The organism is Acidovorax sp. sif0632, assembly GCF_019218805.1.
GTDB lineage: Bacteria > Pseudomonadota > Gammaproteobacteria > Burkholderiales > Burkholderiaceae_C > Acidovorax > Acidovorax facilis.
In genome coordinates this window covers 277,295-301,619 of record NZ_JAHUWW010000001.1, presented here as the reverse complement: position 1 = coordinate 301,619, position 24,325 = coordinate 277,295, and the positions used below count along the sequence as shown (strand labels likewise).

Below are 24,325 nucleotides of genomic sequence, written 5' to 3'. Positions count from 1 at the left end.
ATACCTATGGAGACAACTGCATGACCGGATTCCTCAGCCGCTTTTTGCGGCGATTTGTTCTGGCCGCGACCGCCGCATTGCTGCTCGTCGGCGCCAGCGCGCAAGCCCAGACGGGCACCACCCAGACCCGCTACCCCATCGTGCTTGTGCACGGGCTTTTCGGGTTTGATTCGGCCCTGGGTGTCGACTACTTCTACGGCATCCCTGACGCCCTGCGCCAGGGCGGCGCCAAGGTCTACGTGGCCCAGGTGTCGGCCGCCAACAGCACAGAGGTCCGGGGTGAGCAGCTGCTCGCACAGGTGAACACCATCCTGGCCATCACCGGCGCGGCCAAGGTGAACCTGGTGGGGCATTCACACGGCGGGCCTACGGCGCGCTACGTGGCCGGGGTGGCGCCGGGCAAGGTTGCCTCGGTGACCTCGGTCGGTGGGGTCAACCGGGGATCGCGGGTGGCGGACATCATGCGTGGCGTGGCACCCGCGGGTTCGGTCTCCGAAACCATCGCCAACGGGGCGGCGTCGGCGCTGGTCGCGCTGATCAACCTGACTTCGGGCGGCTCGGGCCTGCCACAGATGCCCACCGCCGCGCTGGACTCGCTCACCACCGCCGGTTCCGCCGCCTTCAACCGACGCTTTCCGCAAGGCGTCCCCACCTCTGGCTGCGGCAGCGGCGCAGAACTCGTCAACGGCGTGCGCTACTACTCCTGGACGGGCACCAAGACCCTGACCAACGTGCTGGATGCGAGCGACGCCCTGCTGGGCGTGTTGGGCTTGGTCTTCGGCGAAGCCAACGACGGCCTGGTGTCGGCCTGCTCCTCGCGCCTGGGCAAACACCTGGGCGACTACCGGCAGAACCACCTCGACGAAGTGAACCAACTGCTGGGCCTGCGCGACTGGTTCTCCACCGACCCGGTGACGCTGTACCGCCAGCACGCCAACCGCCTCAAGGCACAGGGCCTGTAAGCCGTGAACCGCGCCCGCGCCTTCGCCGCAGGGGTGGCCCTGGTCGCCGCCACGGCCGCCGTGGTCTGGTGGCCGGGTTCACAGCAAGGCCTGCCGGGCGCGGTGGACCCGCGTTCGGTGCCCGGCGCGGCGGCAGCGCCAACCGGCGGTGCAGGCCAGACCCTGTCGGCGCGGCCCATGGAGAGCAGCTTCTTTGCCACCCGCCGCGCCACCGACCCCGACGGCAGTGAAGACCCCCTGCTGGTGCACGGCCTGCGCGACACGCTGGAGGCGCTGCTCACAGAAGCCCTGGAGGACGGCGCGACAGACCCCGCCGCACTCAAACAACGCTTGGCGGCGCTGGTGGGCAAACACTTCCCGGCAGCCCTGGCCACGCGGGCGTTGGCGCTGGCCGAGCGCTATGTAGACTACCGAGTGGCCCTGGGCCAGCTGCGCCCTCCCCAGGACCCGAACGACCCCGGTGCCCTGCGCGAGGCGCTGGAAGCCCGCCACAAGGTACGCCAGCAGTTTTTTGACGGTCCCGAGCACGACGCCCTGTTCGCCCGCGAGGCGGAGCTCGACCGCTACACCCTGGCGCGCCTGGAAATCGAACGCAACCCCCAGCTCACCGCCGAGCAACGCGCCCAGGCCTTGCGCGATGCAGAGAACGAACTGCCCCAAGCACGCCGCGCCGAGCGCGCCGCCACCACCGAACACCTGAACGCCGCCGCCCAAACCGCCGCGTTCAACGCGCAAAACACCGACGAGCGCACCCGCCACGCGGCCCGCAGTGCGCAATACGGCGAGGCCGCCGCCCACGCGATGGCCCAGCTCGACCGGGAAGAACAACACTGGCAGCAACGGCTCGACCAATACACCCAGGCGCGCACCCAACAAGGCGAAGGCCCCGCGCTACAGCGACTGCGCCAGCAGCTTTTCTCTGCCGAGGAGCAGCAGCGCATCGACGCCGCCCTGGCGCTGCGGCGCCTGCCACCGGTTACGCCAGGGTCGTGAGGCCGGTGGCCGTACGCAAAAGACAGCGGCTACACGATTCAGCAGCGCCCTAGTCATGCGCTGAAATTTGATCATTCACAATATTCCTGCAAATGGGAGGCCCAAGCCTCTTGATTTCGCCAGAAACATGAGGCAGGGCGCGCCTACAGTCCATGACATTCCTCAACGAATGCCGGAGACACCCCATGAACGCCGCCTTGCCGCAAGAAACCGCCGCCCAACTGGAAGCCTGGGACAACCCCATGGGCCTGATGGGGTTCGAGTTCGTCGAATTCACCTCGCCCCAGCCCGGCGTGCTGGAGGCCGTGTTCGAAAAGCTGGGTTTCACCCTGGTCGCCAAGCACCGCTCCAAGGATGTGGTGCTGTACCGCCAGAACGGCATCAACTTCATCCTGAACCGCGAGCCCCACAGCCAGGCCGCCTACTTTGGTGCCGAGCATGGCCCCTCCGCCTGTGGCCTGGCCTTCCGTGTGAAGGATGCGCACAAGGCTTACAACCGCGCACTGGAGCTGGGCGCCCAGCCCATCGAGATCCCCACCGGCCCCATGGAACTGCGCCTGCCCGCCATCAAGGGCATTGGTGGTGCGCCGCTGTATCTGATCGACCGGTTTGAAGACGGCAAGTCCATCTACGACATCGACTTCGAGTTCATCGAAGGCGTGGACCGCCGCCCCGTGGGCCATGGCCTGAACCTCATCGACCACCTTACGCACAACGTGTACCGCGGCCGCATGGGCTTCTGGGCCAATTTCTACGAGAAGCTGTTCAACTTCCGTGAGATCCGCTACTTCGACATCCAGGGCGAATACACGGGCCTGACCAGCAAGGCCATGACGGCGCCCGACGGCAAGATCCGCATCCCGCTGAACGAAGAATCCAAGCAGGGCGGCGGCCAGATCGAAGAATTCCTGATGCAGTTCAACGGCGAGGGCATTCAGCACATCGCTCTGATCTGCGACAACCTACTGGACGTGGTGGACAAGCTGGGCATGGCCGGCGTGCAGCTGGCCACCGCGCCCAACGAGGTCTATTACGAAATGCTGGACACCCGCCTGCCCGGCCACGGCCAGCCTGTGCCCGAACTGCAGTCGCGCGGCATCTTGCTGGACGGCACCACGGCCGACGGCACGCCCCGCCTGCTGCTGCAGATTTTCTCCACCCCCATGCTGGGCCCGGTGTTCTTCGAATTCATCCAGCGCGAAGGCGACTACCGCGATGGCTTTGGCGAAGGTAACTTCAAGGCGCTGTTCGAGTCGCTGGAGCGCGACCAGATCCGCCGTGGCGTGCTGAACACCTAAGACATCAGACATCCAGGGTTAACCCTGAACAGGTGCCTATACTGCGCGCTCCCCGGAACTCATAAGGATCCCGATGTCGCTCCGTAGCACCCTGTTCAGTGTTGGCCTGACCTGTGTGGCCACCTTTGCCATGGCCCAAAGCCCCTCTGCCCCGCTCACCATCGTGGTTCCCTACCCCGCTGGTGGTCCGCTGGACACCTCGGCCCGCATCGTGGCCGAGGGTGCTGCAGCCCAGCTTGGCTCCATTACCGTGGAGAACAAACCGGGGGCGGGTGGTAGTACCGGTGCCGACCAGGTCGCCAAATCACCCAAGACCAGCAACCAGGTGCTGATGGGCGCCGTGGCCACCCACGCCGTCAATCCCTGGCTGTACAAGAACTTCCCTTACAACGCGCTCAAGGATTTCAAACCCATCGCGCTGGTAGCCCGCACGCCCAACGTGCTGGTGGTGAATGCGGAGCAGGCGGTCAAGCTGGGCATCAAGACCACGCCCGACCTCGTGCAGTACCTCAAGAAGAACCCGGATCAGGCCAAGTACGGATCGGGCGGCAACGGCAGCATCGGCCACATCTCGGCCGAGATGTTCAAGTCGCTCACCAACACCAAGATGGGCCACACGCCGTTCCAGGGCTCCAAGCCCGCGCTGGCGGCACTGGAATCCGGCCAGGTGCTGATGGTGTTTGACAACCTAGCCTCGGCGTTGCCGCAGATCCAGTCGGGCAAGCTGCTGGCGCTGGGTGTAACCACGTTGAGCCGCAACGAGGCGCTGCCGAACGTGCCCAGCATCAACGACAGCGTGCAGGGCTTCAACGTGTCGACCTGGTTCGGCCTGTTCGCGCCCGCCTCGCTGCCCGATGCCGACGCGCGCCGGTATGCCAATGCGTTCTCGGCAGCGATGCATTCGCCCGCTGGCAAGGAGAAGTTCAAGAAGATGGGCATCACGCCTGAAGAGCTGACGCTCGACGGGTTTGCGCAGTTTGTGCGCTCGGAAAACAGCAAGTACGAGTTCCTGATCCGGGCCGCAAAGATCAAGATCGATTAGCAGCCGCATGGGCTGGTGCGCACCCCCGTCGCGGTGCGCCGACCATGGCGGCAAAGGAGAAAAAAATGGGACAAGCCCCTGTCGTCTATGGCCAATCCACCCGCCCACCGCGTGGCGACTACTCGCGTGCCAACGCGGACTACACCTGCCCGCAGGACTACGCGAGCTACACCGACGCCGACCACGACACCTACCGCCGCCTGTACGAGCGCCAGCGCGCCCTGCTGCCCGGCCTGGCGAGCCAGGCGTTCATCGACGCCCTGCCCTCACTGGGCGCCAGCGACCGCATTCCGCGCTTCGAAGAGGTCAACGAGCGCCTCTACAAGGCCACAGGCTGGGAGCTGGTGGGCGTGCCCGGGCTGATCCCCGAGGTGCCGTTTTTCACCTTGCTGGCCAACCGCAAGTTCCCGGTGACGGACTGGATCCGCAAGCCCGAGGAGTTCGAGTACATCGTCGAGCCCGACATTTTTCACGACCTATTCGGCCACGTGCCGCTGCTGTTCAACCCGGTGTTTGCGGACTATGTGCAGCGCTACGGCCAGGGCGGTCTGAAGGCGCAGGGGCTGGGGTCGTGCGAGATGCTCTCGCGTTTGTACTGGTACACGATCGAGTTCGGCCTGATCCGCGAAGCGGGGCAGTTGCGGGCGTATGGCGCTGGCATCTTAAGTTCGTCGGGTGAGCTGGCGTATTCGGTGCAGAGCCCGGAGCCGCAGCGCATTCCACTGCAACTGGAGCGCACCATGCGCACGCGCTACAAGATCGATACGTACCAGCAGACGTATTTTGTGATCGACAGTTTTGAGCAGCTGTTTGAGATGACGGCGGCGGACTTTGCGCCGATCTATGAGCGGCTGCGTGGGTTGCCGGAGTTTGCTGCGGATGAGCGGGAGGCTGTGGCGGCTTGATTTTTGATCAAAATGGCTGCTAGCGCTTATCCAACAAGCGCTAGCAGCTATTTTTTTGATAGCCAATCGACGTTCGGGCTGAGCTTTCTGAATCTTTGCATCTCACCGGCCGTTCAGGTTGGGCTTCTCGAAACCTGAGCGCGCTCGCAGGCTCGCGGATGGGCCGCATGCTGGGTTGACGGGCAGAGGCCGGGGTGTGCGCCCGGCGGCGCAGTAACTTTCTCTTGTCTCGCCAAGAGAAAGTCACCAAAGAGAAAGCGACCCTGCTGTCTGCGACCCCTTCGCTGCGCTACGGGGCAACCTGGGGTGCTCGGTCACGGGGTGCGCCGTGGAACTCGCTTTGCGCTACGCGCGCCGCTCAGACAACCACGGCGAGCTAGACCACGAAGCATGGGCGCTCCGACGCCCATGCCCACCCCGCGCCCTGCGCGCCCCAGGCGCATACAGAAGGGAACCCGCGAATCGGACATCCACACGGGCCATCGCTGCACTCGGCCCAGCCTGCGCAGCGCGAGGCGCTTGCGACCGCGAGATGGGGCCGAGCGCAGCAAAGGCCCGTGCGGCTGCTTGGCTGTTCGGCTGTTGGATGTTTGACTGCCCAACCCCCTGCTGGCTGCGCCTGCGGCGGGGCGGTTGTGGGGTGAGCATGGGCGTCGGAGCGCCCATGCCTTGTGAACTGACTCGCCGTGGTTGTCCGAGCGGCGCGCCGCAGGCGCAAAGCGAGTTCCACGGCGCACCCCGCAACCGCCCCGACGCAGGTTTGCCCCTTCGCAACGCGAAGGGGTCGCAGACTGGGGGTCGCCTTTCTTTTGGGTACTTTTCTTTGGCGAAGCAAAGAACAAGTACCTCGCCCGCCGGGGCGACTCCCGGCCTCCGCACTCACCACAAGCATGCGCTTCAAACCAGCGCGCCCAGGCTTCGACAGGCTCAGCCCGAACGGTAGACGGAAACTCGATGACTATGAAAACAATAGCTGCTAGCGCTTTATACATAAGCGCTAGGGATGTCCTGCATAACTCCCTGCGGTCTGTGGCAGCGCGGTCTCGGGCAGTCCGCTGCGTTGCTTTTCTTGCCAATAGCACCGCTATTGGCTGCAAAAAGACGCCTTGCGGTCTGTCCCGATCCGCACTACCACCGACTCGCGAGGGTTATGCAGGACATCCCTAGAGGCCAAAACAATCAAAAAATCACCCCCACCCCATCTCCTCAAGACAAGCCTTCATCACTCCCGGATCAAACGCCATCTCCACATGCGCAACCCCTTCCACGAACCGGTTGTCCGCCCCCGGCAAACTGGCGGTACTCGCGGGAAACACAATGTTGTCGCAGTTCGAATACCAGCACGTAAACAGCGCCGCCCGCCCCGCCGGTTCGGCCCGCTGCAGCGCCACCACCCAGTCCCCCGCCAAGCTCATCTGCCGCCCATTCACCGCACGACTGAAACGCCCCAGCCACGTGCCCCCATGCGGCGTGCCCAGCGTCAACACCCGGTGCACCCGCCCATCCGCCTGGTGCGTCCGCAGCCACGCCCGCGCCGCCAAGCCCCCCATGCTGTGGCACAACAACACCGGCGCCTGCCCCGTGGCCGCCGTCACTTGGCGCACGGCGTCTTCGATGATGTCGGCGTACTCGTCAATCGACCCCATCACCGGCTCCAGATTGACCGCCACATAGGCATGTCCCCGTGCTTGCAATGGCGCAAACCACGGCAGCCACAGGCCCCGGTTGCACATGAAGCCATGCACCAGCACAACGCCGCGCTTTCCGGTGGGCTGCGCAGGCACCCAATCGGGCAATGACTGGTGGCGAAACGGCTGGCGCCAGCAAAACACCATCAACGCCACCCACACCTCGGCCCACCAGGCACCCACGACCTGTGACAGGCGGGCGCGGGGCGCAGCATCGGCACGGTTGGTGATGTGCATCAGCACAAACTCCACCGCCATCACCACCAGGTAAATGCTGAGCGGCACCAGTGCCCCCAGCACGGCACGCAACGGTGAATGGGGCCACTGCCACACCAGCCAGACGGCCATGGTCAGCAGGATGAACAGGAGCAGGATTCGTTGCCAGCGCGCGATCATGGTGGTAATGGGCAGATGTTGTAATTGACCAGCCGCATTGTGCGGTCTGACCATAGCCCGACACCGCACCCCGCAGAACGCAGAAAGGACCCCGCCCCATGGATGCCGCCCAGACCATCCGCGACTGCATCGCCGACGTGACCGCCCTGCGCCTGCACCGCACGGGCGACCCGGCGCTGGGGGCGGCGGTGGGCAGCGTCAAAAGCCTGCAGGCGCGGCGCTTTCGGGGCACCTATGCGGACCTGATGGGCTCGCCCGCGTTCGGACCCGCAGCACAGTTCTTTCTGGAAGAGCTGTACAGTGACACCGACTACACCGACCGCGATCTGCAGTTTGGCCGCATCGCCGGCACGCTGCAGACCATGTTCCCCCAACCGGTCGTAAACACCGCCGTGGCCCTGGCGGTGCTGCACGCACAGACCGAGGGACTGGACCAGGACATGGGCCGTGCGTGGTTGCTGCGCGAAGCCGATGCGGCCAACGTTGCCGCCCGCTACACCACCGCCTGGCGCACTGTGGGCCAGCGCCATGCGCGCCAGCAGCAGCTGCAGCGCGTGCTGGCCATGGGGAATGACCTGGCGCGCCTCACGCGCACCCCCGGCCTGCGGATGATGCTGCGCATGATGCGCGGCCCGGCCAACGCTGCGGGCATGGGCGCGTTGCAGAGGTTTCTGGAGGCCGGGTTTGACACCTTCGGCCAGCTTGCGCGCCAGCGCGGCGGGGTGGAGCAGTTTCTGGCCACCATCGAGCAACGCGAGCGGGCGCTGATGGAGCAATTGTTCGATGCCGATCCTGTCACCTGCGGGACCCAGCTCGCCAGCACACTAGGACAAGCCCGATAGCCCGTTACGCGCCCGCCTTCCACAATCTGTGCCCACCTATCAATGGCATTTGGCGAGCACAAGGAAACAAGCGCATGGAAAAGATCTGGCTCAAGAGCTACCCCCCGGGCGTCCCACACGACGTGAAGCCCGAGCAATACCGCTCTGTGGCCCACCTGCTGGAAGAGTCGTTCCGCAAACACGCATCGAGCCCGTTTTCGGTCTGCATGGACCAGTGGATGACCTACGGCGAGCTGGAACGCCGCTCGGCCGCGCTGGGCGCCTATCTGCAGAGCCTGGGGCTGGAGCCCGGCGCGCGCGTGGCCATCATGCTGCCCAACATCCCGCAGTTTGGCGTGACCATGGCCGCCGTGCTGCGCGCTGGCTACACCTGCGTGAACGTGAACCCGCTGTACACCGCGCGCGAGCTGGAGCACCAGCTCAAGGACTCGGGCGCCACGGCCATCGTGATCCTGGAGAACTTTGCCCACACGCTGGCTGAGGTCATTGACCACACGGCCGTCAAGCATGTGGTGATGGCCTCCATGGGCGACCTGCTGGGCTTCTGGTTTGGCAAATGGATCACCTTCGCCGTGCGCCACCTCGCCAAGATGGTGCCTGCGTATGACCTGCCGCTGTCCAACGGCCGCAAGGTCGTCACGTTCAAGAAGGCGCTGTCGCTGGGCGAGCACAAGTCGCTCGCGCCCAGCCAGGCCACGCTCGATTCCATCGCCTTCCTGCAGTACACGGGCGGCACCACAGGCCTGTCGAAGGGCGCGGTGCTCACCCACCGCAACATCGTGGCCGCCACGCTGCAGGCCGAGGCGTGGTTCACGCCCGCGTTGTCCAAGGTGGGCGACCTGAGCAAGGCCAACTCCATCGCCGCGCTGCCGCTGTACCACATCTTCGCGCTCACGCTGTGCCTGCTGGCCATCCGCCAGGGCTCCAGCCTCACGCTGATCCCGAACCCGCGCGACATTCCGAAGTTCGTGGCCGAACTCAAGAAGCGCCCCTTCCACATGCTGCCTGCGGTGAACACGCTGTTCAACGCGCTGCTGCAAAACCCACAGTTCAAGACACTCGACTTCTCGCACCTGTGCGTGTCGCAGGCCGGGGGCATGGCGGCCAGCGAGGGCACGGCCAAGCAGTGGCAGAAAGTGACCGGCAGCACCATGATCGAAGGCTGGGGCATGAGCGAGACCTGCGCCATCGGCACCAACAACCCGGTGATCAGCACCACCTTCAGCGGCAACATCGGCCTGCCCTTGCCGGGCATCGACATCGCCATCAAGGACGACGAAGGCAACAGCCTGCCCCAGGGCGAGTCGGGCGAGATCTGCATCCGCGGCCCCAACGTGATGGTGGGCTACTACAACCAGCCCGAAGAAAACGCCAAGGCCTTCACGCCCGACGGCTTCATGCGCACGGGCGACATCGGCATCATGGACCCGCAGGGCTACACCCGCATCATCGACCGCAAGAAGGACATGATCCTGGTGAGCGGCTTCAATGTGTTCCCCAACGAGCTGGAGCAGGTCATCAGCCTGTGCCCCGGCGTGGTCGAATGCGCGGCCATTGGCGTTCCCGACGAGAAGCAGGGCGAGGCCATCAAGGTGTTCATCATCAAGAACGACCCGGCCCTGACCGAGGACGAAGTGGCGAACTACTGCCACCAGAACCTCACGGGCTACAAGCGCCCCAAGTACATCGAGTTCCGCGACGAGCTGCCCAAGAGCAATGTGGGCAAGATCCTGCGGCGCGAGCTGCGCAAGGCTTGACGCCATTCATGGGGGGGTGCGCCCCGAGTGCAGCCCCATGCATCCTCTCCCCAGGGCGCTTTAGCGCCCTTTTTCTTTGGTGCAACCCATGGACGCCATCCGCCGGAACCTGGTGCTCCCATGTCCCTATCTTCGGGTTTTTACTGATTAGCAAACGTTTGCGCAAACGTTTGCTTTCGCTATCATCCAGTTCGCGACAAGGCACCGGGCACCCGCAGCCGCTTCTTTTTTGCTGTATCAGCTGCGAATTTCCCTCCACGCTGTCGGTCGCCTCAGTCCACATTCCAACCTGGAGACAACACCCATGCAGTTCACCCGCCGTTCCGTTCAGACCGCCGCCGCCCTCGCCGTTGTGGGCAGCCTGCTGGCCAGCCCTGCGTTTGCGCAGGACAAGCCCAAGATCGCGCTCATCATGAAGTCGCTGGCCAACGAGTTCTTCCGCACCATGGAAGACGGCGCCAAGGCGCACCAGAAGGCCCATGCCAAGGAATACACGCTGGTGGCCAACGGCATCAAGAACGAGACCGACACGGCAGCGCAGATCAAGATGATCGAACAAGCCATGGCGCAGAAGGTCAGCGCCATCGTGCTGGCACCCGCCGACTCCAAGGCGCTGGTGCCCGTGGTCAAGACGGCCATCGACAAGGGGATCCTCGTGGTCAACATCGACAACCAGCTCGATGCCGACGCGCTGAAGGAAAAGAACATCACCGTACCCTTCGTGGGCCCCGACAACCGTGCAGGCGCCAAGCTGGTGGGCGACCACCTGGCCAAGACGCTGAAGGCCGGCGACAAGGTCGGCATCATCGAAGGCGTGTCCACCACCTTCAATGCGCAGCAGCGCACCCTGGGCTACCAGGACGCCATGAAGGCCGCCAACATCACCGTGGTGGGCGTGCAGTCAGGCAACTGGGAGATCGAAAAGGGCAACACCGTGGCCGCCGGCATGATGCGCGAGCACCCTGACCTGGTCGCCCTGCTGGCCGGCAATGACAGCATGGCCCTGGGCGCCGTGGCCGCCGTGAAGGCTGCGGGCAAGACCGGCAAGGTGCAGGTGGTGGGCTATGACAACATTGGCGCCATCAAGCCCATGCTGGCCGACGGCCGCGTGCTGGCCACCGCTGACCAGTACGCCGCCAAGCAGGCCGTGTTCGGCATCGAGCTGGCGCAGAAGGCCCTGGCCGCCAAGACGCCGCAGAACCAGCTGCCCGCCACGGTGAAGACGGAGGTGGTGCTGGTGACGAAAGACAGCAAGTAAGCCTCGGAGCGGAGAACAAAGCTCTTCTGGCGTTGTTGCCGTGTCTTGTCGTACTTCCAGTACTGCCTGCGACACGGCGCCTAGCCAGAACCGCTTCGCTGAGCTTTGTTCACCGCTCAAGACATAAAGCCCGCTCTGCAGTCGCCCCCATCACACCACCATGCTCAGCCCCTCCGCCGCCCGACAAGCCACGCCCCTGCTCGCCATCCAGGCCGTGGGCAAGGACTACACCGCCACCGTGCTCGATGGCGTGAACGTGGAGCTGTTTGCGGGCGAGGTGCTGGCGCTGACCGGGGAAAACGGCGCGGGCAAGAGCACGCTGTCCAAGATCCTGTGCGGGCTGGAGCAGCCCACGCGCGGCGGCATGCAGCTGGCGGGGCAGGCCTACGCCCCCACGTCGCGCCGCGATGCCGAGCGCCACGGCGTGCGCATGGTGATGCAGGAGCTGGGCCTGGTGCCCACGCTCACCGTGGCCGAGAATTTGTTGATGGGCCGCCTGCCACACCGCCTGGGCTGGCTGCAGCGCGATGTGCTGCACGCCGCCGCCCGTGCGCAGCTGGCCAAGATCGGGCTCGACAACATCGACCCCGCCACCCCGGTCTCGCAGCTGGGCATCGGCCAGCAGCAGATGGTGGAGATTGCGCGCAATCTGCAGGACGACACGCGCATCCTGGTGCTCGACGAGCCCACGGCCATGCTCACGCCGCGCGAGACCAACTACCTGTTTGAGCAGATCGCCCACCTCACCGCGCGCGGCGTGGCCATCATCTACGTGTCGCACCGGCTCGAAGAACTGCGCCGCATTGCCGACCGCGTGGCCGTGCTGCGCGATGGCCGCCTGGTGGACGTGCGCCCCATGGCGGGCATGAGCGAAGACGACCTCGTGCAGCGCATGGTGGGCCGCGTGGTGAGCGACCTGGACCACCGCCCGCGCCGCCCCGTCGGCCCCGTGGTGATGAGCGCCCAGGGCCTGGGCCGGGGCACCGCCGTGCAGGACGTGAGCCTGGAGCTGCGGGCCGGTGAAATTTTCGGCATTGCCGGGCTGGTCGGGTCGGGCCGCACCGAGCTGGTTCGCCTGTTGTTTGGCGCCGACCGGGCGGACCAGGGAAGCGTCACCTTGCACCCGGAATTTGAACAAAAACAGCCTTCTGCGCTCGATGGACAAGCCCAACCAGCTATCAAAAAAGTAGCAAATTCAAATCCGGGAGCAGCACCTGCCTCCCGCGTCCTGCCCCGGGGCTTTGCATCGCCCCTGCAGGCCATCGCTGCTGGCGTGGGCCTCGTCACCGAGGACCGCAAGTCCCAGGGCCTGCTCCTCTCGCAACCCATCCGCATCAACGCCACACTGTCCGACCTGTCGGCCGTGTCGCGCGGCGGCTGGTTGCAGCGCGGGCTCGAAAGCCGCCTGGTGCAAGGCTTTGTGCGCACGCTGGGCATCCGCTGCCGCAGCGCCGAGCAGCCCGTGGGGCAGCTCTCGGGCGGCAATCAGCAAAAGGTGGTGTTCGCCCGCTGGCTGCACCGCGAAGGCCGCGTGCTGCTGCTCGACGAACCCACGCGCGGCGTGGACGTGGGCGCGCGCGCCGAGCTGTATGGCGAGCTGGACCGCATGGCCGCAGAAGGCCGCGCGCTGCTCATGGTGTCGTCCGACCTGCGCGAACTCATGGCCATGGCCGACCGCATCGGCGTGATGAGCGCAGGCCGCCTGGTGGCCGTGTTCGAGCGCGGCGAGTGGTCCGAGCAATCGCTGCTGGCGGCCGCGTTCTCCGAGCCCGGCGGGCGCACCAGCACCACCCCTTCAACCTCTTCTCCTGTGACCGCATGAACGCCCCCACCGCATCTGCCGCGCCCGCTGCGGCGCCTTCCTCCGCTTCGGTCTGGCGCAGCCAGCTGGGCACCTACCTGGGCCTGCTGGCCGTGCTGGCGGGCATGGTGGCGCTGTTCTCGTCGCTGTCCGAATACTTCTGGAGCGCCGAGACCTTCATCACCATCGCCAACGAAATCCCGGCCCTGGCCGTGATGGCCGTGGGCATGACCTTTGTGCTCATCATCGCGGGCATCGACCTGTCGGTGGGCTCGGTGATGGCGCTGGCCGCAGCCACCTCGGCCGCCGCCATCCTGCAGTGGGGCTGGACGGTGCCCGCCGCCGCCGTGCTGGCACTGGCCACGGGCCTGGTGTGCGGCACCATCACCGGCATGATTTCCGTCGCATGGCGGTTGCCCTCGTTCATCGTGTCGCTGGGCATGCTCGAAGCCGTGCGTGGCAGCGCCTATGTGGTGACCGACTCGCGCACGCAGTACGTGGGCGATGCGATCTCGTGGCTGTCGGCACCCTTCTTTGGCGGCATCTCGTTCGCCTTCTTGCTGGCCGTGGTGCTGGTGGTGGTGGCACAGCTGGTGCTGTCGCGCACCGTGTTTGGCCGCTGCGTGGTGGGCATTGGCACCAATGAAGAAGCCATGCGCCTGGCCGGTGTGGACCCGCGCCCCATCCGCGTCATCGTGTTTGCCATGACCGGCCTGCTGGCGGGCCTGGCGGGCCTGATGCAGTCGGCCCGGCTGGAAGCCGCCGACCCCAACGCCGGAACCGGCATGGAGCTGCAGGTGATTGCGGCCGTGGTGATTGGCGGCACCAGCCTCATGGGCGGGCGCGGCTCGGTGGTCAACACCGCGTTTGGCGTGCTCATCATCGCGGTGCTGGAGGCGGGTCTGGCCCAGGTGGGCGCCAGCGAGCCCAGCAAGCGCATCATCACGGGTTTTGTGATCGTGGCGGCTGTGATCGTGGACACGCTGCGCCAGCGCCGCGCCAAGGTCTGAGAGACTGATTACCGCGACCGTCTGCCCCACCAACAACGACCTCATTCTTCTTTTTGCATGGCTACTATCAAGGACGTTGCGCGCCACGCCGAGGTGTCGGTCACCACGGTGTCGCACGTTGTCAACGGCACGCGCCGCGTGAGCCCCGAGGGGCGCGAGCGCGTCGAGGCCGCCATCCGCGCCCTGGGCTACGTGCCCAGCGCCATTGCGCGCAGCCTCAAGAGCAACAACACGCGCACGCTGGGCATGCTGATCCCCAACAGCTCCAACCCCTACTTTGCCGAGATCGTGCACAGCGTGGAAGACCGCTGCTTTGGCGCAGGCTACAACGTCATCCTGTGCAACACCAACGACGAGGCGCACCGCCAGGGCACCTACCTGCAGGTGCTGGCCGAGCGGCGCATCGACGGACTCATCGTGGTCTCTACCGGGCATGACGCCACGCTGGCCACGCAGCTGGCGGGCCTGTCCATCCCCACCGTGCTGGTGGACCGCGAAATCGACATTGCCGAACAGCAGCCCTGCGACCTGGTGGAAACCGCCCACATGCAGGGCGGCCTGCTGGCCACGCGCCACCTGCTGTCGCTGGGCCACCGCCGCATTGCCTGCATTGGCGGCCCCGACGGCATTGCACCCAGCGAGCAGCGCATTGCCGGCTGGCGCACCGCGCTGGCCGACGCGGGCTGCGGCGCGGGGGAGGGCCTGCTGTGGCATGGCAACTTCACGAGCCAGGGTGGCTACGAAGCCATGCACGCCGTGCTGCGCGCGCCCGAGCCGCCCACCGCCGTCTTCGTGTGTAACGACCTCATGGCCATGGGCGCGCTGTGTGCCGCGCACGAACGCGACCTGCGCGTGCCCGAGGCACTGTCCATCGTGGGTTTTGACGACATCGAATTGGCCGCCTTCACCAGCCCGCCGCTCACCACCGTGGCCCAGCCCAAGCAGCGCATTGGCGCACTGGCCGTGGACATGCTGCTGGAGCGCATCGACGGCAAGCGCCAGGACGCGCGCAAGGTGATGCTGCAGCCCGAGTTGCGCGTGCGCGCCTCCACGGCCCATGCGCCTGGAGGTGCGGCATGAGCACCACCCACACGCCCCGCATCGCCGTCGTCGGCAGCCTGAACATGGACCTGGTGCTGCAGGTGCAACACGCGCCGGGCCCTGGCGAGACCGTGCTGGCCGACGCCCTGCACCTGGTGCCCGGCGGCAAGGGCGGCAACCAGGCCGTGGCCTGCGCGCGCCAAGGCGCCCGGGTGGCCTTGTTCGGCCGGGTGGGCGACGACGGCTACGGCCACACGCTACGCGCCGGGCTCGACGCCGACGGCATCGACCACAGCGGCGTGCAAACTGACACCGCAACCACCACCGGCGTGGCCGCCATCACGGTGGAAGCGACAGGGCAGAACCGCATCGTGGTCGTGCCCGGCGCCAATGGCCGGTTTGTGCTCGATGCCGTCGCGCTGGGCACCGCACTGCACGGCGCAGGCGGCCTGGTGCTGCAGTTCGAAACCCCCCTGCCCCAGGTACTGGCCGCCGCCGAGATGGCCCGTGCGGCGGGTTGCCCGGTGGTGCTGAACCCCTCGCCCATCCAGCCCCTGCCCGATGCGATGTGGCCGCTGGTGCACACGCTGGTGGTGAACGAGGTGGAAGCCGCCGCGCTGGCGGGCCAGAGCGTGACCACGCCCGCCGATGCCGCGCAGGCCGCGCAGGCCCTGCGCGCCAAGGGCCCCACCCAGGTGGTGGTGACCCTGGGCGCCGCAGGAGCCGTGGCCGCCGATGCTGCGGGCAACCGCTACCACCCCGGCCTGGTCGTGCGGGCGGTGGATACCACGGCAGCGGGCGACACCTTCCTGGGCGCGCTGGCCGTGGCGCTGGCAAGCGGCGAGCCGCTGGATGCCGCCGTGCGCGAGGGCATCCGCGCTTCGGCGCTGTGCGTCACCCAGCCGGGCGCCCAGCCTTCCATCCCCACCCGCGCCGCCGTGGCGCAAAGCCCCCAACCGCCCGCCTGGAGCCCCCTGTGAAACGCACCGCCCTGCTGCACGCCGAACTCTCCCACGCCATCGCCACCCTGGGCCACGGCGACATGCTGGTGATTGGCGACGTGGGACTGCCCATTCCCCCCGGCCCGCGCCGCATTGACCTGGCGCTGACGCCGGGCATCCCGGCCGTGGCCGATGTGCTGCGGGTGGTGCTGGAAGAAATGCAGATCGAGAAAGCCGTGATTGCCACCGAAGCCATGGAGCGCAACAGTGGCCAGTTGCCCACGTGGTGCCAGCTTCCGGTGGTCCCTAGCAACGTATCGCACGATGAGTTCAAGCGCCTGATCCAGCAGGCCCGCGTGATGGTGCGCACGGGCGAATGCACGCCGTATGCCAACGTGATCCTGGTGGCGGGCGTCACGTTCTGACACAGCCTGGGCGGCCAGGCTGCGGGTTTTGGAGGACTTCGGGCAGGTGCGACCTGCGGTACGCTGGGCAGCAGCCCACGGCGCGGCGTTGAAGCCCGCCACCGAAGCCCCGAATTCCTGCCCCCATGCCCACCACAGCGCCCCACGATCTCCTGCCCCCTGAAATCACCGTTCTCGAACGCGGCTGGCTCTCGGCCAACAACATCCTCTTCATCGGCCACCACGACACGGCCATCGTGGACACCGGCTACTGCAGCCATGCCGACCAGACCGTGGACCTGGTGCGCGGCGCGTTGGCTGGCCGCGCGCTGGACCGCGTGCTCAACACCCATCTGCACAGCGACCACTGCGGCGGCAATGCCGCGCTACAAAAGGCCTGGCCCGGCGTGCTCACGGCCATTCCACCCGGCCAGGCCGACCATGTGCGCCAGTGGGATGCCTATGCGCTCAGCTACACACCGACGGGCCAGGAATGCCCACCCTTTCGGGCCGACACGCTGCTCATGCCCGACTCGTGCGTACTGCTGGGCGACAAGCCCTGGCAGGTGCATGCCGCGCCGGGGCACGATCCGCATTCGGTGGTTTTGTTCGAGCCCCAGGGCCGTGTGCTGATCTCGGCCGATGCGCTGTGGGAAAACGGCTTTGGCGTGGTGTTTCCCGAGCTGGAAGGCGAAGACGCGTTCGCCCAGGTGGCCGCAACGCTGGATGTGATCGAGCAGCTATCACCCCAGGTCGTGATCCCCGGCCACGGGCCGGTGTTTGCCGATGCGCCCCGTGCCATCGATGGCGCACGCCGCCGCCTGGACGGTTTTGTGCGCAACCCGGGCAAACATGCGCTCTATGCGGCCAAGGTGCTGCTCAAGTACAAGCTTTTGGAATGGCAGCAGATCAGTCTCCAGGACCTGGCTGCCTGGGCGCAGGCCACGCCCTACTTCGGCATGCTCCGCGAGCGCCACTTTGCCGATCAGGCCGAGGTTGAATGGCTTGGCAGCCTGAGCGACGAACTGGTGCGGTCCGGTGCGGCCACCCGCCAAGGCGACATGCTGCACAACGCATAGATACGACGTCCGCCCGGACCTTGGCATCCCCGATGAACGCAGCAACGTACCTCAGTCAGTGCCGCCAGGCACGCCCTTGACCGGGCCGCTGCAGGCGTCCCTCTTGGGGGACGGCACACAGCGCCTCGGCACGGCTTCAATGCTTGTGCTGCTTGTCGCACCCCGTCACATGGTTGTTGCTGCTGGACATGCACTGGTAGAACGCCTTCTTGTTGCCCGATGCGCCCTGGCAGTCCGATACGCTGTATTTGCCCTTGGCTTCACGGATCTTGGGTGCCGCCTTGTCAAAGTCCGCCTGGGCCATGTAACCGTCGCGCACGTTCTTCTGGCCCACTTCCAGCATGAGGTCGGCTTGGTAGTGGATGTTGTCCACGGCGGTGGCGCAGTTGAGCGGCACTTGCTTGCCGTCCACCGTGCCCAGGGCCTTCTTCAGCCCCTCGCCAAATTCCTGAACGTCTTTCGGAATCTTCTTGGTGCCATCGGGGTTGAACTGGGTGGCACCCGCCGACTTGCCAGCAGAAGAGACGCTGCCCTTGCTGCCTGCCCCACCGCTGCCACTGGTGCCGTTGTTGTTCTGCAGCTTCATCGGCTCGGCATCCTGCGAGGTAGGCGGCGGCTGCGATCCGTAATGGGTTTTGCCGTCGGCATCGACCCACTTGTACACCGGCTGCGCCTGCGCTGCTGCGCCCAAAGCCATCGCCAGGGCGACCATGGCCACCCAACCCAGTTTTCTCATGGCTTACCCCTCCAAATATTGGCAAAAATAGGCCCTAGCGCTTATCCGATAAGCGCCAGCAGCTCTTCTATTTATAGCAACCACCGACCCATCAAGGCAAATCCTTGTTCACCTCTGGCAACGCCGCATCGCGCGGGCCGATCGTGCCCAGGCGGCTCTTGAGCGACTGAGGCTGGCCGGTGAGCATGGCTGCGTAGTTGGTGGTGTTGGACAGCACTTTCTTCACATAGTCACGCGTCTCGGCAAACGGCACGTTCTCGGCCCAGATGGCGGCGTCCAGCACCGGGCCGTTGCGCCAGCTGCGCGGGCGGCCGGGGCCTGCGTTGTAGGCGGCCGCGGCCATGGGCATGGAACCCGCAAAGTCGTCCAGCGCGAGCTTGAGGTAGGCCGTGCCGATGGTGATGTTGGTGTCGCGGTCATTGATCTGGTCGGCCGTGAAACCGTTCAGACCGATCTTCTTGGCCGTCCAGCGCGCGGTGGCAGGCATCACCTGCATGAGGCCCGAGGCGCCCACGTGCGAGCGCGCATCCATGATGAAGCGGCTTTCCTGGCGGATCAGGCCGTACACGTAGGCCGGGTCCAGGCCGATGCCATTGGCACGCTCCACCACCGCGCTGCGGAAGGGGGTGGGGAAGCGCTGCGTAACGTCCACAACGCTCTTGGTGCGCTCGCTGGTGTTGATGCAGCGGTCCCACACCTCACGCTGGCAGGCGAAGTCGGCGGCGGCCAGCAGTTCGCGGTCGGGCATGCCGCCGCTTTGGTGCAGGTTGGTGGTGTAGTTCCACTCGCGCACGCCTTCGCTGCGCAGGCCCAGCAGGATGGCGTACAGGGCGCGATTGAGCCCCGGGTTGGCGCGAGCGGCGGCCTTTTCTTCGGCGGTGAGGGGCGCGGGCGCGGGCGGCGTGGTGATGCGCTGGCCCAGCTCTTCGAGCGCCAGCTGCTCATAGAAGCCGCGCGTTCCGGCGATGCCTTCGAGCAGTTGCCGTGCTTCGGCGCGTTCGGCATCGCTCACGCGGCCCGCCAGCAGCGAGCGCGCCTTCCAGTACACCCAGGTGCTGTCCTGGCGGCCTTCAGGGCCCATGGCGTCCACCGCCTTGCCCACGGCCTTCCACTGGCCAGCGCGCAGGGCGGCACGCACCTTCCAGCCCAGCAGGTCGTCGTTGAGGTCGCTGTCCTTGGTCACATTGGCGAAGTAGCCATGGGCGTTGCTGGCCAGCTTCTGCGCGGCGGTCTTGCCAATCACGCCCCAGGCCCAGTTGCGCTCTTCGGCAGAGAGGTGCACGCCCCATTTGTTCTCCAGCTGGTAGGCCGCGCTGTCCGGGTCGCTGGTGGCCAGCTTCAACAGGGCGAGCAGCACCAGTTCCTGCCGGGCCTTGCCAGCGGCAGTGGCGCGCGAGAGCAGGTACTTGCTGGGCGCATCGAGCACATCCTTGACCTGCGGCAGCGATTCCGGCGAGACGATTTCGACCGCCGTGCGCACCACGCGGGGGCGGTTGGCCTCCACACCCAGGCGGGCCTTGCGCCACACATCCAGGGCCGAGAGCTTCTTGTAGCCATACAGCTCGCGCGCGGCGTGGGTGCAGCCATCGTCGGCGTCGCGGATCGCATACCAGTTGCTGCGCACGTCCTCAGCCACCGTGGCAGGCGCCGTGCCCTTGATCTGGTCGATCAGGAGGGCGTAGCAGCGCACTTCGCGGTCGTCCGACATGCGGTAGCTCGGGTGCTGCTCGGCAAACTGGCTCCAGTCGCGGCGCTGACCCAGCAGCAGCAGCCAGTCGTTGCGCAGGCGGTCTTCCTGGTAGGTGCCGACGTAGCGCTGCATGAAGGACTGGATCTCCTGTGGCGAGGCCTCGCCAAGACGCACGCGCAGCTCCCAGTAGGCAGCCCAGGGCTCCAGCGCATGGCCGCGTGCCGCTGGCAGCAGCTGCGCGAGCTTGTTGCGGTCGCCCTTGCGGAACGCCTGCTGCATCTCCAGCAGGGTATCGTCACCACGGTTTTGCGCCATGACAAGGGGCGCGGTAGCAGCCAGCAGGGTGGCGGCCACAAGGGGTGTCAGAATCGCTCTGAGAAATTGCATGGGGGAATTATCTGATGGACAAAGCAGCCCTTCGGCGCGCATTGATAGAAGAACGCCTCAACCTGCCCGACCGCCTACAGCGGGCCGACCTGTTACAGCAGGTGATGCGCATCTGGCTGGTGAACCGGCCCGATACGGTGATTGGTGCCTACTGGCCCATCAAGGGCGAGTTTGACCCCCTGCCCGCCCTGCACCGCTGGAAGGAAGACGGCGAGTTGCTGGACGAGCCCCTGCGCCGCCGCATCGGCCTGCCCGTGGTCAACAAGCAGCACAAGACCCTCACCTTCCACGCCTGGTACCCCGGCTGTCCCATGGAAGAAGACGCCTACGGCATCCCCAAGCCCAAGGACACTGAGGTCATCGTGCCCACGCTGCTGTTTGTTCCGTGCGTGGGCTACGCGCCGGGTGGCTACCGGCTGGGCTATGGCGGTGGGTTTTACGACCGCACGCTGGCCACGCTGCAGCCCAAGCCGTTCACCGTGGGTCTGGGCTTCACCCATGGCTACCTGGATGATTTCGAGCCTGAGGAGTTCGACCTGCCGCTCGATGCCATCCTGAACGACAACGGGGTAGTCTGGCCTGTCTGACCGGCCAGACCGGCTCCTCGGGGCCCGGTGATGCGCGCTGCGCATCATTCAGACCTTTTTTGGCATCGCTGGCGCATCGCGCAGCCGCTAGCATGGCGGGCTGACCTTCATTTTTCAGGTGTCCCCATGTTCAAGCTCTACATCGGCAACAAGAACTACTCCTCATGGTCCATGCGCCCCTGGGTGCTGCTCAAGCAGGCGGGCATTGCGTTTGAAGAAGTGCGCGTGCGCTTCGACAGCTTTGACGCCGATTCGGAGTTCAAGCGTGTGATGAGCCCCGTGAGCCCCACGGGAAAGGTGCCTGCACTGGTCGATGGCGATCTGGTCGTGTGGGACACCCTGGCGATTGCCGAATACGTGGCCGAAACCCACCCCGACAAGAAGCTCTGGCCCGCGGACGCCAAGGCCCGTGCGCGCGCACGCAGCGTCTGCGCCGAGATGCACAGCGGCTTCACCGCCCTGCGCGGCAACTGCCCCATGAACATTGAGGCGAATCTGGCCGATGCCGGCGCGCTGATCTGGCGCGACAAAGCCGGCGTGCGCACCGACGTCCAGCGCCTGGTGGAGATGTGGAGTGCACTGCTGCAGGAGCACGGCGGCCCTATGCTGTTTGGCGAGTTCACCGTGGCCGACGCCTACTTTGCCCCCGTGTGCATGCGCCTGCACTCTTATGCCCTGCCCGTACCCACCCCCATCCAGGCCTATGTAGACCGCGTGCGCGCACTGCCCGGCGTGAAAGCCTGGATCGACGAAGCCCTGGCCGAGAAGGACTTTCTGGACTTCGAAGAGCCGTACCGCCTGCGCCATACCGAGGGTTGAGCATCGCCATGGCTGTCACCATCTACCTGCGCTACGTGCTCAACACCAGCAAGCTCAAGGAGTTCGAGCACTACGGCAGGCTGTGGATTCCACTGGTCGAGAAGTTCGGCGGCCAGCACCACGGCTACTTCATGCCCAGCGAGGGCGCCAACAACATCGCGCTGGCGCTGTTCACGTTTGAGAGCCTCGCGGCCTACGAGGTGTACCGCCAGCAGTCGATGCAGGACGCGGAGTGCCAGGCAGCGTTCCGCTACGCCGAGGAGACGGGGTGCATCGTGAGTTATGAGCGGAGTTTTTTCAGGCCGGTGTTCCGCTGAACAGGCGTGGGCGCACCCGCCCAACTACCGGAACTGCTTGCGCAAAAACGGCTTGTGCCGCGCAATGTGCGCTAACTGGGCGGGGGCAATGGTGCCGCCCAGGTCTTCCTCCTCCGCGTTCAGCACTTGGTTTGCATAGGCCAGCGCACGCGCTACCACCTCTTCGTCGCTCACACCCTGCTGCGCAGCCAGATCCAGCGCCACGCGCTTCATGGCGCGCTGTGACAGCATCCACATGGCGCCGAAGGCGTCCCACGCGGCCATCGCTTCCTTGAACTTGTCGCGGTCGGCCAGGATTTCGTTGAGCGGCTTGGCCAGGATCTCCTGCAAGTCGTCCACCTTGGCCTTGAGGGCTTCGAACTGTGCCTCGCGCCGCAGGGCTTCTGCGGCGGCGTTGGCCGCTGCGTCGGGCGCCGTGGGCACGGGCACGCTGCCGTCGGGGTTGAGCTGGGCAATGGTGAGTTCGGACGATAGGGACATGGTGGGCTGGAATATACGGCCGAGTGCTCGTCCTAAACTACACCGATGCAAATCTACATGGTAGGCGGCGCGGTCCGCGACAAGCTGCTGGGCCGGCCGGTGAATGACCACGACTGGGTGGTGGTAGGTGCCACGCCCGAGCAGATGCTGGAGCTGGGCTACCTGCCCGTGGGCCGAGACTTCCCGGTGTTTTTGCACCCCGAGACGCGCGAGGAATACGCGCTGGCCCGCACCGAGCGCAAGAGCGGGCGCGGCTACCGGGGCTTTGTGGTGGAAAGCTCGCCCGACGTGACGCTGGAAGAAGACCTTTCCCGCCGCGACCTCACTATCAATGCAATAGCTACTAGCGCTTATGGGACAAGCGCTGGAGGCATTTTTGACCCATATTCTGGCGCCAAAGACATCGAAGCGCGGGTGCTGCGCCATGTGACGGACGCGTTTCGCGAAGACCCGGTGCGCATCCTGCGCGTGGCGCGGTTTGCGGCGCGGTTCACCGACTTCACGGTGGCGCCCGAGACGATGCAACTGATGCGCGAGATGGTGGCGCATGGCGAGGTGGACCACTTGGTGGCCGAGCGCGTGTGGCAGGAGCTGGCGCGGGGTCTGATGGAAGAAAAGCCTTCGCGCATGTTCGAGGTGCTGCGCGAGTGCGGCGCGCTGCAGGTGCTGTTGCCCGAAGTGGCGCGCCTGTGGGGCGTGCCCCAGCGGGCCGAGTACCACCCCGAGGTGGATACGGGCGTGCACCTGATGATGGTGCTGGACATGGCGGCCCGGCTGCAGGCGCCACTCCCCGTGCGGTTTGCCGGCTTGGTGCATGACCTGGGCAAGGGCACCACGGCCGCCGACGTGCTGCCCCGCCACATCGGGCATGAGGAGCGCAGTGCGGAGCTGCTGAAAGACGTGGCCGAGCGCCTGCGCGTGCCCGTGGACTGCCGCGAGACGGCCGATGTAGTGGCCCGCGAGCACGGCCACATCCACCGCAGCGGCGACCTCTCGGCCGCCGCGCTGGTGCGCCTGCTGGAGCGCTGCGACGCCATCCGCAAGCCCGAGCGGTTCGCCGACATCCTGTTGGCCTGCGAATGCGATGCGCGCGGACGGCTGGGGTTTGAAGAATCCGCCTACCCGCAGCGCCAGCGGCTGGCGGCTGTGCTGGCGGCCGTGCAGTCGGTGGTCACGCGCGACATTGCAGCGCAGGCAGCTGCCAAGGGCGTGGCTGGGCCGCAGGTGGGTGCGTTGATCCACCAGGCGCGGGTGGAAGCGGTGGCGCAGTGGCTGCAGCCCCGCAGCGACGTTGCCTGACCCTGCACACCACCGCCCAAGACGCGGACAGCCCCTCCTACAATCCGCGTCCGCCTGTATTCCATCCGGGGTACAGCCTTGCAAAACCCTGGTGCAGTTTCGCGCCCGCACAGCCATCCCAACGTATCCATGACCACTGTTCACATCCGCCTTGCCACCCCAGCCGACGCTGACACCGTCGCGCCGCTGTTTGATGCCTACCGGCAGTTCTACGAGCAGGCGCCAGACCTGGCCGGAGCGAAGGCCTTCATCGCTGAGCGGTTAGAGCGTGAAGAGTCGGTGATCCTGCTGGCGCTGGATGCGACGCAAACGGCGGTAGGCTTTTGCCAGCTCTACCCCACGTTCTGCTCGGTGGAGGCCGCCCCTATCTACACGCTGTACGACCTGTTCGTGGCCCCCGCCGCCCGCAAGACAGGCGCCGGGCGCAGCTTGCTGATGGCAGCAGAAGCCACGGCCCGCACCCATGGAAAGGTGCGCATGGACCTGACCACAGCACACACCAACACCACCGCGCAGTCCCTCTACGAATCGCTGGGCTGGACGCTGGACACGGTTTTCCGCGCCTACAACAAACGCGTCAGCGCCTGAACCAC

The 24,325-nt window shown here is 66.1% G+C and carries 23 protein-coding genes; 19 read left to right on the top strand and 4 right to left on the bottom strand.

What is annotated here, in order from left to right; all coding sequences use genetic code 11:
* Positions 1–20: 20 nt before the first annotated feature.
* The 5 genes from KW832_RS01350 to phhA all read left to right on the top strand — a co-directional run bounded on the left by KW832_RS01350 (position 21) and on the right by phhA (position 5,200).
* A complete protein-coding gene (locus tag KW832_RS01350; RefSeq protein ID WP_055396875.1) occupies positions 21–962 on the top strand; it encodes a triacylglycerol lipase in 942 nt (313 codons plus the stop codon).
* Positions 963–965: 3 nt separating this feature from the next.
* Positions 966–1,955: a lipase secretion chaperone gene (locus KW832_RS01345; RefSeq protein WP_218298895.1), complete on the top strand. Its 990-nt coding sequence runs from the start codon at positions 966–968 to the stop codon at positions 1,953–1,955.
* A gap of 185 nt (positions 1,956–2,140) precedes the next feature.
* Positions 2,141–3,253, top strand: coding sequence for a 4-hydroxyphenylpyruvate dioxygenase (hppD, locus tag KW832_RS01340; RefSeq protein ID WP_056059508.1), 1,113 nt, complete (start codon positions 2,141–2,143; stop codon positions 3,251–3,253).
* 73 nt (positions 3,254–3,326) lie between these two features.
* Positions 3,327–4,295, top strand: coding sequence for a tripartite tricarboxylate transporter substrate binding protein (locus KW832_RS01335; RefSeq protein WP_218298896.1), 969 nt, complete (start codon positions 3,327–3,329; stop codon positions 4,293–4,295).
* Between the two features lie 65 nt (positions 4,296–4,360).
* A complete protein-coding gene (phhA, locus tag KW832_RS01330) occupies positions 4,361–5,200 on the top strand; it encodes a phenylalanine 4-monooxygenase (protein ID WP_218298897.1) in 840 nt (279 codons plus the stop codon).
* Between the two features lie 1,187 nt (positions 5,201–6,387).
* Here phhA and KW832_RS01325 read toward each other — a convergent pair.
* Positions 6,388–7,284 carry a triacylglycerol lipase gene (locus KW832_RS01325; RefSeq protein ID WP_218298898.1) on the bottom strand — a complete coding sequence of 299 codons (897 nt, stop codon included), beginning with the start codon at positions 7,282–7,284 and terminating at the stop codon, positions 6,388–6,390.
* Positions 7,285–7,382: 98 nt separating this feature from the next.
* On the opposite strand from KW832_RS01325, the gene KW832_RS01320 reads away from it, so the two are divergent.
* The 9 genes from KW832_RS01320 to KW832_RS01280 all read left to right on the top strand — a co-directional run bounded on the left by KW832_RS01320 (position 7,383) and on the right by KW832_RS01280 (position 17,417).
* Entirely contained in the window at positions 7,383–8,126 is a 744-nt protein-coding gene (locus tag KW832_RS01320) for a hypothetical protein (protein ID WP_218298899.1), read from the top strand.
* A gap of 74 nt (positions 8,127–8,200) precedes the next feature.
* Positions 8,201–9,883: an AMP-binding protein gene (locus KW832_RS01315; RefSeq protein WP_099731323.1), complete on the top strand. Its 1,683-nt coding sequence runs from the start codon at positions 8,201–8,203 to the stop codon at positions 9,881–9,883.
* Positions 9,884–10,187: 304 nt separating this feature from the next.
* Positions 10,188–11,141, top strand: a complete 954-nt coding sequence (locus KW832_RS01310) for a sugar ABC transporter substrate-binding protein (RefSeq protein WP_218298900.1) — start codon at positions 10,188–10,190, stop codon at positions 11,139–11,141.
* Positions 11,142–11,301: 160 nt separating this feature from the next.
* Entirely contained in the window at positions 11,302–12,963 is a 1,662-nt protein-coding gene (locus KW832_RS01305; RefSeq protein ID WP_218298901.1) for a sugar ABC transporter ATP-binding protein, read from the top strand.
* A complete protein-coding gene (locus KW832_RS01300; protein ID WP_218298902.1) occupies positions 12,960–13,952 on the top strand; it encodes an ABC transporter permease in 993 nt (330 codons plus the stop codon). Before KW832_RS01305 ends, KW832_RS01300 begins: the two co-directional genes overlap by 4 nt.
* Before the next feature lie 57 nt (positions 13,953–14,009).
* Entirely contained in the window at positions 14,010–15,032 is a 1,023-nt protein-coding gene (locus KW832_RS01295; RefSeq protein WP_218298903.1) for a LacI family DNA-binding transcriptional regulator, read from the top strand.
* On the top strand, positions 15,029–15,973 hold the full coding sequence (gene rbsK, locus KW832_RS01290) for a ribokinase (RefSeq protein ID WP_218298904.1): 945 nt from the start codon (positions 15,029–15,031) through the stop codon (positions 15,971–15,973). The genes KW832_RS01295 and rbsK overlap by 4 nt, the downstream gene beginning before the upstream one ends.
* A complete protein-coding gene (rbsD, locus tag KW832_RS01285) occupies positions 15,970–16,359 on the top strand; it encodes a D-ribose pyranase (RefSeq protein WP_218298905.1) in 390 nt (129 codons plus the stop codon). The genes rbsK and rbsD overlap by 4 nt, the downstream gene beginning before the upstream one ends.
* A gap of 125 nt (positions 16,360–16,484) precedes the next feature.
* Entirely contained in the window at positions 16,485–17,417 is a 933-nt protein-coding gene (locus tag KW832_RS01280; protein WP_218298906.1) for an MBL fold metallo-hydrolase, read from the top strand.
* Between the two features lie 136 nt (positions 17,418–17,553).
* Here KW832_RS01280 and KW832_RS01275 read toward each other — a convergent pair whose 3' ends face one another.
* Positions 17,554–18,153, bottom strand: a complete 600-nt coding sequence (locus KW832_RS01275) for a DUF4124 domain-containing protein (protein WP_218298907.1) — start codon at positions 18,151–18,153, stop codon at positions 17,554–17,556.
* A gap of 91 nt (positions 18,154–18,244) precedes the next feature.
* Positions 18,245–20,230: a lytic transglycosylase domain-containing protein gene (locus KW832_RS01270; RefSeq protein ID WP_218298908.1), complete on the bottom strand. Its 1,986-nt coding sequence runs from the start codon at positions 20,228–20,230 to the stop codon at positions 18,245–18,247.
* Between the two features lie 14 nt (positions 20,231–20,244).
* Between KW832_RS01270 and KW832_RS01265 the strand changes: the two genes are divergently transcribed.
* The 3 genes from KW832_RS01265 (at position 20,245) to KW832_RS01255 (ending at position 21,953) form a co-directional block, all read left to right on the top strand.
* Entirely contained in the window at positions 20,245–20,817 is a 573-nt protein-coding gene (locus KW832_RS01265; protein WP_121422201.1) for a 5-formyltetrahydrofolate cyclo-ligase, read from the top strand.
* Between the two features lie 126 nt (positions 20,818–20,943).
* Positions 20,944–21,636, top strand: a complete 693-nt coding sequence (locus KW832_RS01260; protein ID WP_218298909.1) for a glutathione S-transferase family protein — start codon at positions 20,944–20,946, stop codon at positions 21,634–21,636.
* Between the two features lie 8 nt (positions 21,637–21,644).
* On the top strand, positions 21,645–21,953 hold the full coding sequence (locus KW832_RS01255; protein ID WP_218298910.1) for an NIPSNAP family protein: 309 nt from the start codon (positions 21,645–21,647) through the stop codon (positions 21,951–21,953).
* A 24-nt stretch (positions 21,954–21,977) separates the two neighbouring features.
* Here KW832_RS01255 and KW832_RS01250 read toward each other — a convergent pair whose 3' ends face one another.
* On the bottom strand, positions 21,978–22,433 hold the full coding sequence (locus KW832_RS01250; RefSeq protein WP_218298911.1) for a hypothetical protein: 456 nt from the start codon (positions 22,431–22,433) through the stop codon (positions 21,978–21,980).
* Between the two features lie 45 nt (positions 22,434–22,478).
* Between KW832_RS01250 and KW832_RS01245 the strand changes: the two genes are divergently transcribed.
* Together KW832_RS01245 and KW832_RS01240 are read left to right on the top strand one after the other, a co-directional pair.
* Positions 22,479–23,732, top strand: a complete 1,254-nt coding sequence (locus KW832_RS01245) for a multifunctional CCA addition/repair protein (RefSeq protein ID WP_218298912.1) — start codon at positions 22,479–22,481, stop codon at positions 23,730–23,732.
* A 129-nt stretch (positions 23,733–23,861) separates the two neighbouring features.
* Complete coding sequence (locus KW832_RS01240; protein WP_121422195.1) at positions 23,862–24,320, top strand: GNAT family N-acetyltransferase; 459 nt, start codon at positions 23,862–23,864, stop codon at positions 24,318–24,320.
* The last annotated feature ends 5 nt before the right edge of the window (positions 24,321–24,325 follow it).